Annotated in this window: 7 protein-coding genes; 3 read left to right on the top strand and 4 right to left on the bottom strand. The window is 49.6% G+C overall.

Translation table 11 applies throughout. The features are described 5' to 3' along the window. Positions 1-9: 9 nt before the first annotated feature. On the bottom strand, positions 10-1092 hold the full coding sequence (locus MKQ68_RS21220; RefSeq protein WP_264280846.1) for a sensor histidine kinase: 1083 nt from the start codon (positions 1090-1092) through the stop codon (positions 10-12). Then, a complete protein-coding gene (locus MKQ68_RS21215) occupies positions 1089-2144 on the bottom strand; it encodes a sensor histidine kinase (RefSeq protein WP_264280845.1) in 1056 nt (351 codons plus the stop codon). Before MKQ68_RS21215 ends, MKQ68_RS21220 begins: the two co-directional genes overlap by 4 nt. A gap of 269 nt (positions 2145-2413) precedes the next feature. Between MKQ68_RS21215 and MKQ68_RS21210 the strand changes: the two genes are divergently transcribed. Beyond that, on the top strand, positions 2414-3262 hold the full coding sequence (locus tag MKQ68_RS21210) for a hypothetical protein (protein WP_264280844.1): 849 nt from the start codon (positions 2414-2416) through the stop codon (positions 3260-3262). 822 nt (positions 3263-4084) lie between these two features. Continuing rightward, positions 4085-5686: an OmpA family protein gene (locus tag MKQ68_RS21205; RefSeq protein ID WP_264280843.1), complete on the top strand. Its 1602-nt coding sequence runs from the start codon at positions 4085-4087 to the stop codon at positions 5684-5686. Here the strand turns inward: MKQ68_RS21205 and MKQ68_RS21200 are convergent. Together MKQ68_RS21200 and MKQ68_RS21195 are read right to left on the bottom strand one after the other, a co-directional pair. Beyond that, positions 5683-6594: a transglutaminase domain-containing protein gene (locus MKQ68_RS21200; protein ID WP_264280842.1), complete on the bottom strand. Its 912-nt coding sequence runs from the start codon at positions 6592-6594 to the stop codon at positions 5683-5685. The genes MKQ68_RS21205 and MKQ68_RS21200 overlap by 4 nt on opposite strands. Positions 6595-6788: 194 nt before the next feature. Further along, positions 6789-9377, bottom strand: coding sequence for an NACHT domain-containing protein (locus MKQ68_RS21195; RefSeq protein ID WP_264280841.1), 2589 nt, complete (start codon positions 9375-9377; stop codon positions 6789-6791). A gap of 661 nt (positions 9378-10038) precedes the next feature. On the opposite strand from MKQ68_RS21195, the gene MKQ68_RS21190 reads away from it, so the two are divergent. Then, the gene (locus MKQ68_RS21190) at positions 10039-17745 is read left to right on the top strand and encodes an Ig-like domain-containing protein (RefSeq protein ID WP_264280840.1); all 7707 of its coding nucleotides are present in this window, start codon (positions 10039-10041) and stop codon (positions 17743-17745) included. The last annotated feature ends 19 nt before the right edge of the window (positions 17746-17764 follow it).

Raw genomic sequence — 17764 nt, 5'->3', positions numbered from 1 at the left:
TTTAGGGGTTTACGGTATCAGGTGTTTATCGAAACAGGTAGGCCGGTTGTCGGAGTGCGACCATATCAGCGGTAACACCACTGTAAAGTTGCGTGCATCCTCTAGCACCTGGAAGCCGTCCTGCTTCAGTAATTGGTATTTTTCTTGAATGTTCCGGATGCCTATCTTATTAGAAGGCGCTTTGATCAGCTTCAACTGCAGGTTGTTATTCACCGCCAGCTTGTTGCCCGCTGTCGTAAATATATCCACCACCAACGGTTGCTGCCGCGATACAATGTTGTGTTTCACCGCGTTCTCCACCAGTAATTGAAGGCTGAGAGAGGGCAACAGGTATGTCATATATTTTTTGTCCACCTCAATTTGCAATTGCACCGCATCGCCGTAACGGTGGCGTAACAGTTCAAAATAAGAGCGAATAAATTTCAATTCATTTTCCAGGGTGGATAAGCCGTCTTCGTTACTCCGCAGCAGGTAACGGTACACTTTACTCAGCTCATTGAGGAAAGCATCGGCCTGTCGCGCGTCTTCACTAATCAGCGATGAAAGTGTGTTGAAGCAATTAAACAGGAAGTGAGGGTTTACCTGGTTCTTCAACGATTCAAATTCCTGGAAGATGGATTGTTGCTGCAACAGCTCCTTCTCCGCCAGGCTCTCCTTCCACCTGGCCAGTACGTACTCCGCCTCCCAGAAGGCCGTGGCGATGAGCGTCATCGATACCGAAATAAATACCGGAACGCGAATATGACTGGTATGGAATGTATAGCCGAACAAGTGAAAACGGTGGTAGATATAGAAGATGCCGATGAACGTAAGTGAAGTGAGTAGGATATACGACAAGGCCAGCAACAACAGCCGTTTTGCCGTTTGCGCCATCTCCGGGTAGCGGATGCGTAGCCAGTGCATAATGGCCACACATACATACCACGAAGCCAAGCCGGCCACCAGCAGCGAGGGAACGGAATACAGCCATAGCTCTGCATCCCGCCAGAGGCGGTCGCCAAATAACAAATGGTTGAGCATTACACTAATAACAGGTATGAGTGCAAACACCGTGATCCATTCGGAGCGTATGGGCTTCATCCATGCCTTCATCGCTTCAAAGTATCTTCGTTAATCAATGGGAGCAGTATTACACGTTCCGTTTCTGTACTGGTGATAACGATCTCGCGGTGACAAAGCAGCCTGTATTTATTCAGCACATTGTCTATACCCGCATCTGTTTCCTCCGGGGAGCCGCCCAGCTTAGGCGCCAGGTTATTTGTTATTTCGAGCCAGCCATTAGGTTGACTGGTAATGTTGATCGTAAGTGGCCGCTCTTTACTCATGATGTTTTGCTGGTACGTATTTTCCAACAGCATTTGCAGGGTGAGCGGTGGCAGCATCTGGTCGATTACATGTTCCGGCACGTCAATATTCATTTGTATCGATTCGCCATAACGGGCTTTCAGTAACCGGAAGTAGGAGCGGATGAACTGTAATTCTGTGCCGAGCGACACGAATTGTTCGTCCGTACCACGCAGCAAATACCGGTATACTTTACTTAACTCGTTCAGGAACGACTCCGCCTGTTCGCGGTTTTCATGTATGAGGCTCGACAAGGTGTTGAAACAGTTGAACAGGAAGTGTGGGTTTACCTGGCTTTTTAAGCCTAACAGGCGGCTTTGCATGTATTCCTTCTTCAGCTGCGACGTTTCGGTAAGCGTCGTTTTCCATTTGTCGAACCCATCTGCCCCTTCATGTATAAACGTAATGGTGATATTAAAAACCATGCCGGCGAGTATCGTCCATTCGTACCGCGCCTCGTTCATGCGGTAACCGAACAGGCCGAAACGGTCGTAGCCCCAGAACATGAGCGTAATTACCAGCGCGGTGCATATAATGAACAGGAAGATGGCGATACTCAGGCGTTTCATAAGCTGGTCGTGCCGCGGAAAACGATCGCGTAGCGTAACGGCAATCCAGGTAAGGCCGATCCATAAAATGCTGATCAATACCGACATAATCAGGCTGGACCAAACGAAGATGCGCCAGTCGGTGAAGAAGCGCACATCGAACATGACGGAGTTCAGCACCGTGATCATAACAGGCATCATCCCGCAGAAAATCAGCAGGTCGCGCCGGGTATATTGAGGTAAGGTTATCATGTGCTGCATGAACAGATTGATCCGGAAAAATAGACATTTTATCAGCCCTGGGCTGCTGCGCCCAGTTCTATTGGGGATAAAGGCGAATGAATTGCGATTTCGGTCGCATGAATTGTTGCCTTATATCATTGAAAATGCACTCCGTTCAGCGTATACAGTTCAACGATATATTTCTACAGTTCATGTAAGATCCGCTTTTCGCAGAAGGGAAAGGCCCGCAACTTTGCATTGTAATCATTCGTAACAACCCCCGTTAACACCCCAAAGAAATGAAAAAGAAACTGATTTTAAGGTTTTTTACCATCGTAAACGTGATGGTAATTACAGCCTGGTCGCTCTCTGTAGGTGTGCTGCTTTCTTTTAAGACGTCACCTTTATATGAAGATGTATGGGCCCAGCTGGGACTCTCCAAGGTAAAAGCTTCCAACAGCATTAAAGAGAGTTTTCTCAATGGCTACCTGCAATACTATAGCGCCCGTAACTTTCGCAACATTGCCACCGGCAACCGCGAAGGCGTAACCCGCGACCTGCTTGCCTATACGAAGGAGTATGTGCAGGGTGAAGAGTTCCGCAACGCGTACCTCGAATACCGCAATAACCAAAAACCAAAGGAACCGGTGTTGCCGCAAACGCCTGAAGCCGTTCGCGCCAAGTACATTGCGGATACAAAGGCCGCGATAGAAAACCTGGAGAAAACGCTCAAAGCGGTGAACGACGCCGAAATGAAAAAGTCATTGAACGAGTCGCTCGAAATGTTTAAACAGAACCTCTCAGACGCCGAAAAGAATAAAAGTGAACTGCTGAACCTGATGATCGAGGGCGAGAAGTCTGGCTACGAGTATAAGAAGCAAACCTACGCCAACGACCTGGCTGCCTGGGAAAACACTTATCCCGCCAGCCCGAACGGCTACATCAAACAACGCCTGCAGGAGATGCTGGACGCGACGGAAGGAGTGGATTACAATGCACAGCTGGTCGTAAAAGGTGATAAAAAGTATTTTGTCAATAAGGCCTACGAAAATAAATCATCCAACTGGAAGATGGCTTTCCGTGCCGGTAAAGAAGTAACCGCTACTGCCCGGGCATTTGCACAGGCATGGCTGAAGGAGCTGAAGTAGTAAGTTTGGAAATGGATGTTTTGAGCGCCGGGGTTGTGTCCGGCGCTTTTTTAGTATTCAGTGCCGTGAATACAACGCGAAAAGAGCGGGACTATTAGTTCCGCTCTTCCATTTCATAGCTAGTGTACGAACAAACGCTGAATAAATAGTTAACAGACCTGAGATCCATGGGTTTTTGCTTTGTTCCGGAGTAACAACGATGGTGAAGGCCGCGGTATCATTGCAGTTAACGAAAATGAATGCGGATGCAGGCGATTAACAGAAAAGGGGATACAATTTAAAAGGCGATGTGCGAGTTGGCCGTCGTCTGGGTAACCGGCAACCGTAGCAGTACGGTTGTTGGTTGTAGGGGCTTATGAATGAAAGGCCGTCCTTTGAAAACCACCAGGCTTAGCTGAATGTTTTCGGGGTTCAATGGTGAGTCAAAAATATAATGGATTTTTTACTTATGCACGAGGGGAAATACGGTATTTCCCCTTGCGTATTTATACGCATGGGCGAGTATTGGCGGGCGTTTGCGCCAAGTACAGGATAATTTTTCTGGCAGGATGCGAGTTTTTAGGTGGAGAGTCCTCCGATATCAGTTGCGTTAATGCAGGTCAAAATGTGTGAAAATGATAAGGGAAGCGAACCTCGGCTTCAGTTTTCTTTGCAGTAAGGTGGGCAGCCATGCACTACTTGTTCGAAAACTGCACACTAGATGGTCTCACTTTGTTCGGTAGCACAAACAATTGAGTATTTTGCGGTTAGCGGCACAGCAAAACAATAAAATACCATGCCGGCAGTTATATGGTTGTCATCCGAAAACCTAAATTTCCCGTTATGCCTGCGTGCAAACTATTACTTGTTTGGTGCAGCCTGATCTTTCTCCCCGGCGCTTTAGCGGCGCAAAACCTCGTTCCCAATCCCAGTTTTACCGATATCAATATTTGTACGGAATATACTTCGCCCTGCGAGGCAGCGGCCTGGTGGCGGGTAGCACCTCACATAAGGCGTGTTACTGCGGTGTTTAATCCGCAAGGGGTGAATAATGGTGACAGTTACATCCAGCTGGAAAGCAACCAGGGCTTCCGGCAGCGGCGGGAGTACCTGCAAACACGGCTGCTGGCGCCTTTAAAGGCTGGCAAAAAATATAAGGTTGTCGTATATGCCGGCTCCCGGCACGACTATGCTGATGGTATCGACCTGCTCTTTCGCACGCAGGACATCTATTCCATGTTCGCACGCTTTATCGACGTACAACCTTCCATCCGCCTCCGGGAAAAACACGAGGTGAAACACATTAAGTCCTGGCATGTGTATGAAACGGTGTACGTACCCGATAGTAATTATACCAACCTCGTGCTGGGCGACTTTTCGCCGGAGCGGCGGTTAAAGGATGATGAGGAGCCGCTTTACTTTTGGGTAGATAGTATTGCCGTAACGCCGTTGGAAGACACTGAAAAGCTCGACAACCGGCGTGCAAAGAACGTTTACGGCGAACGACACCGCCACACCCTGCCCGACGCGTACCTGCGCAGCCAGGGCATGGATCTTATCAAAATGGCGACTGCACCGGTAGTGGATACCATGTTGCGCCATAAACGCGAGGAGTTTTTCCGGCTGCTGGAGGCAGGTGGCCCCAAGGCGCCGGATGCAACGATTAACCGGAAGCTGCTGGAACTGATGCAGCTACAGCAAACCAGTTCTCATTGCGACACGATCATTCTTGGTAGTGGACTATTTACCGAAAAAGGCGCGGAAATCAATGATAAATACGCTTTTGTACTGGATAGTGCCCTTAGGTATTACCAAAGTGGTCAGCCCGGTAAAATAAAAGTGATTGGCTACATCAACCGCCCTGGTACGGACCACTATAATGAACTACTGTCGCACGACCGCGCCCAAACGGTGGTTAAATACCTGGTATACCGCGCCGGTTTTACCTATGATGATTTTGAAACCCATGGTATGGGCCGCCAGTCGCCACGTTATGATACGCTTACCGGAAAAGGCCGGGAAGGCAACGACCGGATAGAGATCATTGTTTGTACACCTCCGCAGATGATCACTTTGGTGCCGCCTTCGCCGCCTAAAGCGGATACGCTCGTGATCCCGGACGTACTCTTCAAACACAACAGCGCCGCCCTCGAACCTCGCTTTCTGGCAAAGCTGGATACGCTTATCCGTAAAATCCCTAAAGAGAAAGTAGAACTACAGGTGATCGGTCATACTGATAATAACGGAACGGATGCCTATAACGAGGATTTATCGCGCCGCCGTGCCAGTACGGTCGCCACGTTTATGGGTATGAAAGGATATGCAGATAAGGTGCGGTACATCGCCGGCGAAGGTGAAAAACGTCCTGTGGCCACCAATACGACGTCCGAAGGCCGGCAGCAAAACCGGCGGGTGGAGATCATCATCCATAAAGTCGTAGATTAATTGGTTTCGATCAAAGCGTATACTTTGTCGTTGAGGTAAGGCCCACCTGGGTTCATGGCACTATAATCCAGGTTGATCCAGTATTCACCCTTTGATTCGTGGTAGTTAATTTCTTTTACCGGGGGATGGGGAAACAAGTGTACGATCGCTTGTTTGATCAGTTCAAAGTTTTCTTTATTGCCACAGTATAACTCGGGATAGGCGTGCCCCTGTATCAACACCACCCTGCACCGTGCGCCGATCGCTTCCAGGCAGGAGGCCATGAGGATCGAATGGTCGTCGCAATCGCCTCCCATACCGTTCTGGATGGTTTCCTGCGGCGTAGCAAAGTATTCATCGCGCAGCACGTCATTCACATACTTGAAGTTCAGCCGGATGTATTTGTAAACGGACAGGTACCGCACGATCTTGCCATACTTTGGAAAATAGTCGTCAAAGTAATCGAGCGAGTGCTGTACCGCAAAGTTTCTCACCACCGAATCTTTATAAGTCATCTTAGCGCGGATGCCTTTCACCGTTTTGTCGCGGTAAGTCTCCACTTTGCGCGGGTAAAAGCTGAGGATGTCGCTCGCCTTGTTATCGCGCGAACCCCAGTTGCCCTGCACCATGCCTTTATAGTCGTTCAGCACATGTGTAAACGTATAGCTGTCGCGGAACAGGTTAATGATCAGTACCGTCATTACCAGCACGAAAGCCGGTATGATCAAAGGTTTAAAGATCCACAACAGTAGCCGGGTGAACAGGAATGCGAGGAGTATAGACAGGAACAGGTCGATGTGCAACGCGCCCAGCGAAATCGGCGGAAGAAACCTGTTAATAAAGGGTGCCAGGGGTAATAAAGTGAGGAGGCTCAACAAGTTGAGCAGGAACATTTGTATGGTGCTATATTTCCTTTCGTCAATCGCCATGGCCCTTTAAAACCTTAAAATTATGCCAGAAAATGGATACTAATCAAAAGTAATTAATTTATAACTGACGTTGGATTAACCGTAAAAGGCGTTCCTGCTTCATTATGAACACCTTATCCGCCGGGCCCGCTTAAAAAAACTCCCCGTCCTTTCAGGAGCGGGGAGCGTGCATTTATAAGGATTACAACAAGCTATCAGGCTATACCAACCAGGTACACTACCGCCTGTTTAAAGGTGGTACCCTCTCGAATGATCTCCACTTTTTGCAGGGCATCGCGCTTTTGTTTTTCCATTTCCAGCTGCTGGTAAATTTTGTGCAGCGTGGCAAAGTTTTTCAGCGAAAACAATTTGAAGTCGAGTCGTTGCGCACTGTCCATTGCCATTTCCGAAATACGGATGGCTTTACTATAATCTTTTTCCTGGAAACAAATCTCTGCATAAATAATCTTGTGCAGGATGTCGACCAGCTTAGCGTTAAAGAAGTCGGCCGAGTAGTATTGCTTCAGGATTTTTTCAACATGTGAGCTGATGCGTTTCGCTGCATCCAGGTTGCCTGTATTAAGGTGCGCCTGCGCTTTCCAGCACAGCATCATGAGGCGGAACGGATCGGTTTTAGAGAACAGGATAGACGGGTAGTGTTGAAACAACCGTTGCGTAAAGTGCAACATCTGCGCATCATCTCCCAAAATCAAAAAGATATAACACATGGCCCGGTACACGATCTCATCCGGCACGGTAAAGGGTTTGCCGGCGGCGAAGCTCCACTTACGCGCATAGCTATATACTTTGTCTTCAATCTCTTTATTACGGATGCCGAACTTCAGGTACTCATAAATGAACAGAAAGGCCTCGTAAGGCGTAATCCACTGTTCACTCATGGTCGGTTCGGCCGAGCATATCTTTTTGATGTTATTCAGTTCAATTTCACACTGCTCTGCATCCAGCTGTATCAGCGCCATGACGAACAGGTTACTCTTGATCTTTAACTTGTCGTCCGACGCTTCTGCCAGTCCCATCAGAGAGTTCAACACTTTGCGTTTTTTAAAGTGTACAAAGTCGTCGCTGATAAAGGAACTGATCGGGTGTTTGCGGAAATACTCCGGCGGAAAAATGTTCTTCAACATCGTATGCTTATTATCTTCATGTTGATAATGCAATACGAGATATTCGAGCAGGTTCGCTTTTTCTACGACCATCAGTGGAAGCACAAATATTTGCTGGATGGCGACAACGTTCTGTTGTGTAATCGCATAACGAAGCAGCCACTTAAACACGGCAATACGGAAGGGTGACTGCGGGAAGTAGTTTACCACCTTCTGCAACATTTCCTCCGAGATCTGCATGTTGTTCTCAAGAATGAAATGCATGGCCGTGAAGTACTCAAGCAGGAAGTTGTGCGCAAACCGAACCTTCACATGAAACATGATCTCCTGGCTCAGGTTCTCTTCTACCAATATATTATCGGCAATTAGTTCTTTGTACGCCGGGAACAGTTCTGCGTTTTTGTTCAGCAATACACTCTTATCTGCATACTGCCCGTTACGGCCCATATCCAGCAGGTCGAGCAGCTTATAAATGATCTGTATTTTGAAGCTGTTGCTCGAAGAGTTGAACACCCTGTTTTGTATAAACCGTGATGTGATCTCGAACAGGCTTAAGTTTTCGTCGATGAACGTTTGTTCCGGCGAATCGTTCAGCTGACAGAACAGTTGCAAATAATAAGGGTGTTTCAGCTTTTGCAGGAATCCGTCGCTGAAGGTACGTACAGTAGCAGGTTCGAACTTACAATTATAGAGTACAGTTTTTACATCCTGTTCAGTTAACTGTGGTATATTAATATTACATTCCTCGTCCATCTCCTGTCCCAGGTACCAATACCTGCGAAACGCCGGGTATTGTTGCGCCTGTTGAAATACTTCACCCCAGGTGCTGGAGCGAATACTGAGTATCACTTTTAGCCAGCGGTGTAATCCGTTGGCGTAAACGAAGTCTTCCAGTTTTGTATACAGCAGTTTTAGTTTATCGGCTCCAAGCGCGATCTCATCAAACCCATCAATAATTAGAATAAGTCTGCCTCCTTTTTCACCAAAGTATTGTTCAAAATAATCCCGGAATGTTTCGCCCTGGTTGAGGTGTAGTTGGTTATCGAGCCAGGAGGCCAGTGAAAAGCCTTTCAGTAGCAGGTTGCCTGCCGCGTGTGCGTGAATGAACCAGCAGATATCTTTTTTATAGAGTGCGTCTTTTCCGAGCCAAAAGTGTTCGGCGGTATGCACGAGGGCCAATGATTTACCCCAGCCAGACGGAGCAATAAAGACCGAGGCAACGCAATCGCTTTCGAGGAAGCGTTCGGTGTGGGACAGGCAATACTGTCTTGGTACCGTACTCAGGAACGGAATGCCTGACCGGTTCTTTAATGTAAGTAATGTGTAGTGGGAAACAGCATTCGCTTTTGCGCGGATCTCGATCCATTTTTCCTGGCTGGCAGGGTGTTCACTTGTGTCGGTAGAGGCCGTGCGGCGATAGTAATGTGCCTGAAAATCGTCCCAGTCTTTGTACTGGCAATATTGCGCCAATACATTGAGTGTGAAACGTGAAAAGCTATGTTGTGCGATGGCAAATCCGAAGAAGCGTTTTAAAGTAGTTTCACTGATCAGTTTTCCGGTAACCTCAAGAATGGCCTCTGATAAAGGTTTACAGTGGCCCGGAATTAACTGATTGACACCAAATCGGCGAAGAACTTCGTTTTGCAGCGTTACGATGAAATCATACGACAGATCAATCATACGGGGACAATTAATGGATTTCACAATTGGATTCGGCAATCAGGGCTATAAAGTCATATGTACGGCTAATGTAGCACCACGGATTTTCAGTTTTTTCAGAGTAGGACACGTTTTTCTTCATAAGTAAAATACACACAATCTTCAATCGTGTTTTTTAGGTTCTGTAAAAACATACTAACAGTTGTGAAACTGGTATGAGAGATTATTCTTCGGATGATAGTTTTGCTATTCTGGTAAGTTGTTTTTGTTTGTTAATCAGTGCTTTGCGAGCCAGTGGGGCGTCTTCAGAATTAAATTAGATTTCATGCGATTCAGTTTTGAACAGTAGTGTAATAGTTGCTTACTCAATATAAAGACGCAAAAATTGATCATCGGGGTGATTGGGATGAACGGAAAATGAATAAAAAATTTGCATGAATGAACAAAAATGAACAGAATGAACAAAACTGAACGACGCGTTCAGGGTGGTCGCTAAATGAACGAGAAAGAACACTTACTGAACACAATATGCAGCCTACTTTCGTGTAGGCGTGTTGCTGGAAGACATCTGAAACCGAATGTGAGATCCATTATTCTTCCCTACTACCCTTCATCGCTACAGTTGCCCCAACCGGTGGCTGCAGTATATCTGTTCATTTATATTTTTTAACCATTGTTCGCTATGAGTTCAAAAGCTACTCCTAAAAGCCTTTGGCGCGTATTTACTGTCGTTATGAGCTGTTTGCTGCTGGCTATGCTGCCGGCCGGCGACGCTTATTCTCAACGCGTGTATGCTAATAATCAGTCGACCGGCGTCGGTGGTTTACTTTGCCTCCTATGTGGTGTCGATAATCCCGGCAATGCCGTAGGCAGCGCCAACCTGGATGATTATGCGCAGTTCAATGTAACGGTAGGCCTCGCTTCATCTGTTTACGAAACGTTATTGTTCCCGGGTGCCAATCCCAATGCGGGCTGCGACTCGCTGGTGATCGGCATCGGCAGTTCCAACGACGTGTTGGCTGCCAATCTGCTGGGTGGTGTAACAGTTACCACTTATAATGGTGACAATACCAACGTTGTTGAAACGTTCACCGGCTCCACCGCACTGCTTCGCCTGCTGGCAGGCAGTCAGCGCGGGGAAATCGTATTACGTCCCACGCAAAACTTTGACCGTGTGCGTATTACGCTTAACGGTGGTTTGGTAGGGGCCCTAACCAATTTCCGCCTATACTACGCCTACCACAACCGGGTAATACTAAATCCGCCTACCATTACGACAGGCAGTAGCATTTCTACCTGTAGTGGCAGTCCTGTAACCTTACAGGCTACTACGCCTACACCAGGTGCGGTAATCTCCTGGTACGATGCGCCTACCGGCGGCACATTGCTGCCTACGCCAGGCAATCCACAGGGTACTTCGCTTACAGTTTCGCCTTCTGCAACAACCACCTATTATGCACAGGTGTCGCTTGATAATTGTACAAATACAACGCGGTCTGCCATCACGGTAAACGTAAATCCACTTCCAGCCACGCCGGTAATCGCCGTGGCCAACCAGGTGATTTGCGGTGGACAAACGGCTACTTTTACAGTGTCGACCCCGGTACCTGGTGTTGTTTATAAATGGTATACGGTGCCTTCTGGTGGTACAGAAGTCGGTACGGGAACATCCTTTACTTCGCCCGCGCTTACGAGTACAACCGTGTACTACGCAGAGGCTTCACTGACCTCCACCGGTTGCGCCAGCACTAGCCGTGTGCCGGTAACTGCTACTGTCAATCCGACTCCGGCTGCACCGACTGTAACAACTGCGAACGTTACTATACCTGCAGGACAAACAGCATCGTTCACTGTTCAAAGTCCGGATCCTTCCGCTACTTATACATGGTACAGCCAGGCAACCGGCGGTACTGCGTTATTTACCGGAACAACCTTTACTACACCAGGCTTATTCCTGACCACCCGTTATTATGTCGAAGCAGTATCCAACCAGGGATGCCGCAGCCTTACCCGCACACAGGTGACTGCCAATGTAAACGTGCAGAACAATGTGCCTTGTAGTTTTGCAACACAACAGGTGAGCCCGATCCTCAGCGGCGTGTGTCTGCTTTGCGGTGTAAATGATCCCGCGCTTGCAGTGGATACCGATACCAGTTCTGCATCTACCATCTTCGCTGGGGTAGGCGTGGCTGCCTTCTCCGGTCAACTCCTGCAGTTCCCGAATACATACGCCGCCGGCGACAGCATTGTGCTGGTGCTTGAAACGCCAGGAACATTATTATCTGCCGTGGCACTCTCTTCTATTACTGCAACTACTTATACAGGAACTACATCTAATGGCGATACGCGCGGTCTGAACAATGGGCTGATCAACCTGCAACTCATCAGCGGCACTAATAAATATCGTGTGTCCTTCGCGGCAGAAAATGCCTTCAACGGCGTACTTGTATCTATTAATGGTCTGATCAGTGCATTGCCGCAATTAAGGGTTTATTATGCGGCGGTAACCATACCACAGGCAATGCCTGCGAGCGCTAATTTAGACCTTTGTACCAATGCAGCTGCTACGCTGAGCGTTACCGCTCCTGCGGGCGCTACAGTTAACTGGTACGATGCACCTGCAGGTGGTAATCTGCTGGCATCAAATACCACCACTTACACTACGCCGGTGTTGACAAGCTCTCAAACCTTTTATGTAGGTACAGGAAAATTCGGTTGTGAAAACGGTATACGCGTTCCGGTAGCCGTAACGGTGAATACACCGCCAGCTGTGCCGACAGTAACTGCCGCCAGTCTCTCAGCTTGTGCGGGCGACAGCGTAACGTTTATCGCGAACGGGCCTGCAGGCGCAACCTTCTACTGGTACAATGCTGCTACCGGAGGTCTTCCACTCGACAGCGGTGCCACATTCACAACGCCTGGATTATCTACCTCCAGCACTTACTATGTAGAAGCCCGCAGCAATACCTGCGCCAGCACCTCGCGCCTGGCGGTGAACGTAACAGTGAACGATGCGCCGGCTAACGTAGTCGTAACACCACCGATCGCCAACATCGCGCTGGGTCAGACGGCCAGCTTTGTGGCTTCGTCTGCCACGCCGGACGTAACCTTTAACTGGTTTACACAGGCATCGGGCGGCACGAGCATCTTTACCGGTGCTAATTATACCACGCCTTCATTAGTCGCTAATACTACTTATTATGTAGAAGCGATATCCAATACTACCAGTTGTAATACGCTTGTTCGCTCCACTGCTTCAGTGGTAGTGAGCGGCGGCGGCAATAACGATGTGCCTTGTGATGCGGCAACCTCCGAAACTAACAGCGTAAATGGCATATGCCTGCTTTGCGGTGTGAACAATCCGGGTCTGGCCGTAGATACCGACGCCTCTACCGGTTCGGACCTGCGCGTAGGGGTTGGATTACTGGGTGGTTATGCACAGCAGACACTCATCTTCCCGAATGCAGGTAATGCCGGCGATAGCATCAGCTTCTCCATATCGCTGCCTGCATCGTTAACCGACATCGGTTTACTGAGCACTGTACAAGTAGCTACTTACAATGGTGCTACTTTCAATAATGATCGTCAGTCGCTTAACTCCAGCCTGTTGCAACTCAGCCTGCTGGCAGATACGCGTACTGCTGTTCTCACCTTCGCCGCTTCCGCTCCGTACGACCGGGTGGAAATTCGCCTCAATTCAGGTGCGGCCGGTGTGCTTACTTCTGTATACCTGAATTACGCGTCCCGTAAAATAGCAAGTCCTACCTTCCAGGAAGATACAGTTACGATCTGCGCAGGCAACACGGCCTCGCTGGCAGTGACTTCGCCGGTGGCGGGTGCTACCTTTAACTGGTACACTACTGCTACGGGCGGTTCGCCATTCTTCACGGGTAACGCTTATCAAACTGCTGTACTCACTGCAGATACGGTATTCTATGTAGAATCTGTACGTACACTGAGCGGTTGTGCTAATCCGAAACGTTCTGCGGTTCGGGTAATCGTGGCGCCTGTTGTGACCGCGCCAACTGTCACAAGTCCGAGTGTAACGATCTGCGCAGGTAATACTGCCGTACTCACGGCTACTGGTCCTGCAGGCGCTACCTTCAATTGGTGTAGCCAGCAAACGGGCGGTACTGCGCTGTTTACAGGCAGCAGCTTCACGACTGCAGCACTCGATAGTTCCGTAATTTATTATGTAGATGCGGTGAATGCCGGCGGTTGTACCAGCACTGCGCGCACTGCTGTGCAAGTGAATGTAACCGCGGTGCCACCGGCGCCAGTGATCAACACCACTGCACCAGTTGCCTGTGAAGGCAGCAGCGTGACGCTTTCTGCGTCAACGAATGTCGCGGGCGGTACCATTAAATGGTATGCAAGCGCAACTGCAGATACCGCTATCGCGACAGGCAATACATTTACTACGCCTGCGCTTAATGCGAATACTACTTATTATGCAGGTGTGGATGCCGGACAGTGTTCCAGCACCAACCGCACTGCGGTAACTGTACAGGTAAATGCAAGGCCGGCCGCGCCGACTGTTACGATCAACCCGGCCAGCGGCCAGGTGGCTTACGGTCAAACAGCTACCTTTACCGCGACTTCTGCTACAGCGGATGTAACGTTCCGTTGGTATGCAGATTCTACCAGCACTTCTCCGCTGGCTACCGGCACAAGCTTTACCACTCCGGCGCTTTCTAACACTACCCGCTACTTTGTAGAAACAGTGTCTAACGCTACCGGTTGTGCGAGCAGTGCCCGTACGGCGGTTATCATCAATGTAGACCGCAACTTCAATCCTGGTTGTGATATCGCAGCTGCACAAACAAATACTACCAGCGGGCTTTGTATCGGTTGTACCGTAACGAACCCTGATAATGCGATCGATAACGATCTTAACAACTATTCATCGCTGAATGTGGTGTTAGGTGTGGGCGGTTATGTTCAGCAAAACCTGGTATTCCCTTACGCTACCGGTCCTGGCGATTCTGTTCGCCTGAAACTGGAAATGCCGGGCAGCGTTATCAGTGCTGGGTTACTGGGTGCGGTAACAGTAGCTTCCTACAATGGTGCTACTTACAACAACGACCGCGTAACTCTCAACGATGGTCTTATTAAGCTGGATGTACTGGGTGGTGCAACAGGCCAGGTAATCGTATCGTTCGCTCCTGCCGCTACGTTCGACAGGGTGGAGATACGCCTGAACTCAGGTCTTGCGCTCGCACTCAGCGAACTGAGAGTCTATTATGGCAACCGCGTGATTGCAGCGCCGGTAGTAGCGGCACCAGCCAATATATGTGCAGGTTCAACAGTAACGTTGACAGCAACAGCTTCCGATTCTGCCAATATCAACTGGTATGATGTGCCAACCGGTGGTACGCCACTGGCGACAGGTAACACCTTCACCACACCACAGCTGAATGCGGTTACCACTTATTACGTGGAGAGCGTTCGTAAATCAAACGGCTGTCCGAACCCGATCCGTACGCAAGTAACGGTGAATGTAAGGCCGGTTCCGCAGACGCCCGTTATTACCAGTGGTAATACCACTATTTGTGCCGGACAAACCGCTACCCTCAAAGCCAATACTTCCGACGGTAGTCTGGTACGTTGGTACGATGCGGCTGTGAATGGCAGCCTCCTGTCAAGCGACAGCGTGTTTACAACTCCGGCACTTACCACCACTACGGTTTACTACGCAGAAGCGAATAACGGCACCTGTGCAAACGCGAGCGGTCGCGTGGCCGTAACAGTAACGGTTGGTACAAATGTACAGCCACCAGTACTGGATAATGCTAACCAATCTATCTGTGCGGGCAGCACTGCTACAGTGAATGTAGTAACGCCTGCAGCGGGTACCGTGTACAACTGGTATACGTCACTATCAGGCGGTACACCAGTGGCAAGTGGTACATCGTTTACCACGCCTGTACTTACCTCCAGCGCTATTTACTATGCAGAGGCCTCCACTACAGGTGGCGCATGCGCCGGCGGTAGCACGAGGGTGCAGGTAGTGATCAACGTAAGTGCGGCTCCTGGTCTGCCGGTTATCATCAACCCGACACCAGTTACCTGCTTGGGTACTATTGCCAATCTTTCCATCCAAAATCCTGTTGCAGGTGTTACATATACCTGGTACAACGTGCCAACCGGCGGTACGCCGCTGGCGATTGGTACCAGCTTCAGCACACCGCCGCTGACGGGCAATGTGACTTACTATGTATCTGCCGTTAATGCGAACAACTGTTCCAGCAACGGCCGTGCATCAGTATCAATTACGGCGAATGCGACACCGAATACACCTACACTTACAAGTCCGAACGTTACCGTTTGTCGTGGTAACACTACTACACTGGCCATCAATAACCCGATCACGGGTGTTACTTATACCTGGTACGATGCGGGTGTTGGTGGTAACGTAGTATTTACCGGCGAAACGTTTACAACTCCGGTGATCAACGCTAATACATCTTACTATGTAGAAGCTAGCCAGCCAGGCGGTTGCGTAAGCAATGCTAGGGCAGTGGCTACGGTGAGTGTAACAGATGCGCCATTAGTACCGGCTGTGTCTACCGGTGTAACCATTTGTGCGGGCAACAGTGCTAGGCTGCAGGTGTTGAATCCACAAGCGGGTGTTGACTACGCGTGGTACGATGCACCTACAGGCGGTAACCTGCTGGCAGCAGACAGTGTTTACTTCACAACGCCAGCGCTGTCGGCCACTACGACTTATTATGTACAGGCAACTACAGGCAACTGTATCAGTGCCACCCGTGCGGCGGTATCGGTAACGGTATCTAATGGTGCCGGAACAGTGGTGCTCGTTAATAATAACATCTCTGCATGTGCGGGCAACAGTGTCACCTTCAGTGTACAAAATCCACAGCCAGGGTTCACTTATCGCTGGTACGATGCCGCGACCGGCGGCAATCAGGTAGGTACGGGCGCTGATTTTACCACACCAGCGGTGAATGTCAGAACTACCTACTATGTGGAAGCGATGAGTGCAGGCAATTGCAACAGTGCAACCCGAACGACGGCGATCGTCGAAATTCTCAATACGCCGGCACCACCGTCAGTTACGTCGGCCAGCGTAGATGTTTGTCGCGGCAACACGGCAACCCTTAGCGTTACTTCTCAGGACGATCAGTTGATTTACAGGTGGTACGACGCAGCGACAGGTGGTACGTTGATCTTTACAGGTCCGCAGTTTACTACGCCGGCGATCAATGCTAACACAACCTATTATGTGGAAGCTGCCACAACGAGCGGTACATGTGTAAGTGCTTCCCGTACGGTGGTAGCTGTTACGGCGGCAGATGCACCTTCGGTACCGGTGCTGGCAAGTGCAGGTGTAGTAACAACCTGCGTGGGTGCGACTGCGACCTTTGCAATACAAGCACCGTTGCCGAACCTCACTTATCGTTGGTATGATGCACCGACTGGCGGTAGCCTGGTATTCACCGGATCTACTTTCGTTACGACGGCGCTTTCCGGTAATGTGACCTATTATGTGGAAGCGGTTGCCGGTGGTAACTGCGTAAGCAGCGCCAGGGCACAGGCTACGGCTACGGTTGCTGTTTCGCCGGTAGCACCGGTAGTAGTTGGTCATGATGTGGCCATCTGTGCGAACAACAGGGATACGCTCACTGCTACGTCGCTTACACCAGGTGTGACCTTCCGTTGGTACACTGGTTTGTTGGATGCAACACCAGTATTTACCGGTAACGTGTTCATCACACCGCTGCTCACAACCACTACTACCTACTATGTGGATGCAGCCCTGCCAAGTGGTTGCGTAAGCCTGGTACGTATGCCGGTAGTTGTAACGGTATTATCGCCGCTGCCAATGCCGACCGTAACCGTACTGGATACCGAGCCAACATCGATCACCTTCCAGTGGAATGCTGTTGTAGGCGCCATTGCTTACCAGGTATCGACTGATGGAGGTGTAACGGTGCAAACACCTAGCTCTGGACTTACCGGTACTACCCACACCATACAAAACCTGTTACCTGGTCAAACAGTGACGCTGACGGTCCGTGCGGTAGGTGCCAACGCCTGTGCGAATAGTGGCTGGTTCCTGGGGGCTTCCGGTACATCGGAAAATCCTGACGGTAACTCAGTATTCATCCCGAACGCCTTTACGCCGAACAATGATGGTGTGAACGATATCCTTTATGTATATGGTAACACGATCCAAAGCATGACCTTCCGCCTCTTCAACAAGTGGGGTCAGCTGGTGTTCGAGTCGAGAGATAAGGCGAAAGGATGGGATGGTACCATGAGCGGTACGAAGCAGCCTGTCGGTGTATACGTTTATGAGTTCGTGTCGACCATGCAGGATGGCACGAAGATCAACAAACGTGGTACTGTAACACTTATACGTTAATCCCGCATATCCAGCGGAT

The organism is Chitinophaga horti (assembly GCF_022867795.2).
Lineage (GTDB): Bacteria > Bacteroidota > Bacteroidia > Chitinophagales > Chitinophagaceae > Chitinophaga > Chitinophaga horti.
The sequence above is the reverse complement of the archived record's forward strand: the minus strand, read 5'-3'. Positions and strand labels throughout refer to the sequence as shown.

Bases quoted from the DNA above. Each gene is read 5' to 3' on its own strand.
- MKQ68_RS21205 (WP_264280843.1), top strand. From the start codon at position 4,085: ATGCCTGCGTGCAAACTATTACTTGTTTGGTGCAGCCTGATCTTTCTC.
- MKQ68_RS21215 (WP_264280845.1), bottom strand. From the start codon at position 2,144: ATGATAACCTTACCTCAATATACCCGGCGCGACCTGCTGATTTTCTGC.
- MKQ68_RS21195 (WP_264280841.1), bottom strand. From the start codon at position 9,377: ATGATTGATCTGTCGTATGATTTCATCGTAACGCTGCAAAACGAAGTT.
- MKQ68_RS21210 (WP_264280844.1), top strand. From the start codon at position 2,414: ATGAAAAAGAAACTGATTTTAAGGTTTTTTACCATCGTAAACGTGATG.
- MKQ68_RS21190 (WP_264280840.1), top strand. From the start codon at position 10,039: ATGAGTTCAAAAGCTACTCCTAAAAGCCTTTGGCGCGTATTTACTGTC.
- MKQ68_RS21220 (WP_264280846.1), bottom strand. From the start codon at position 1,092: ATGAAGGCATGGATGAAGCCCATACGCTCCGAATGGATCACGGTGTTT.
- MKQ68_RS21200 (WP_264280842.1), bottom strand. From the start codon at position 6,594: ATGGCGATTGACGAAAGGAAATATAGCACCATACAAATGTTCCTGCTC.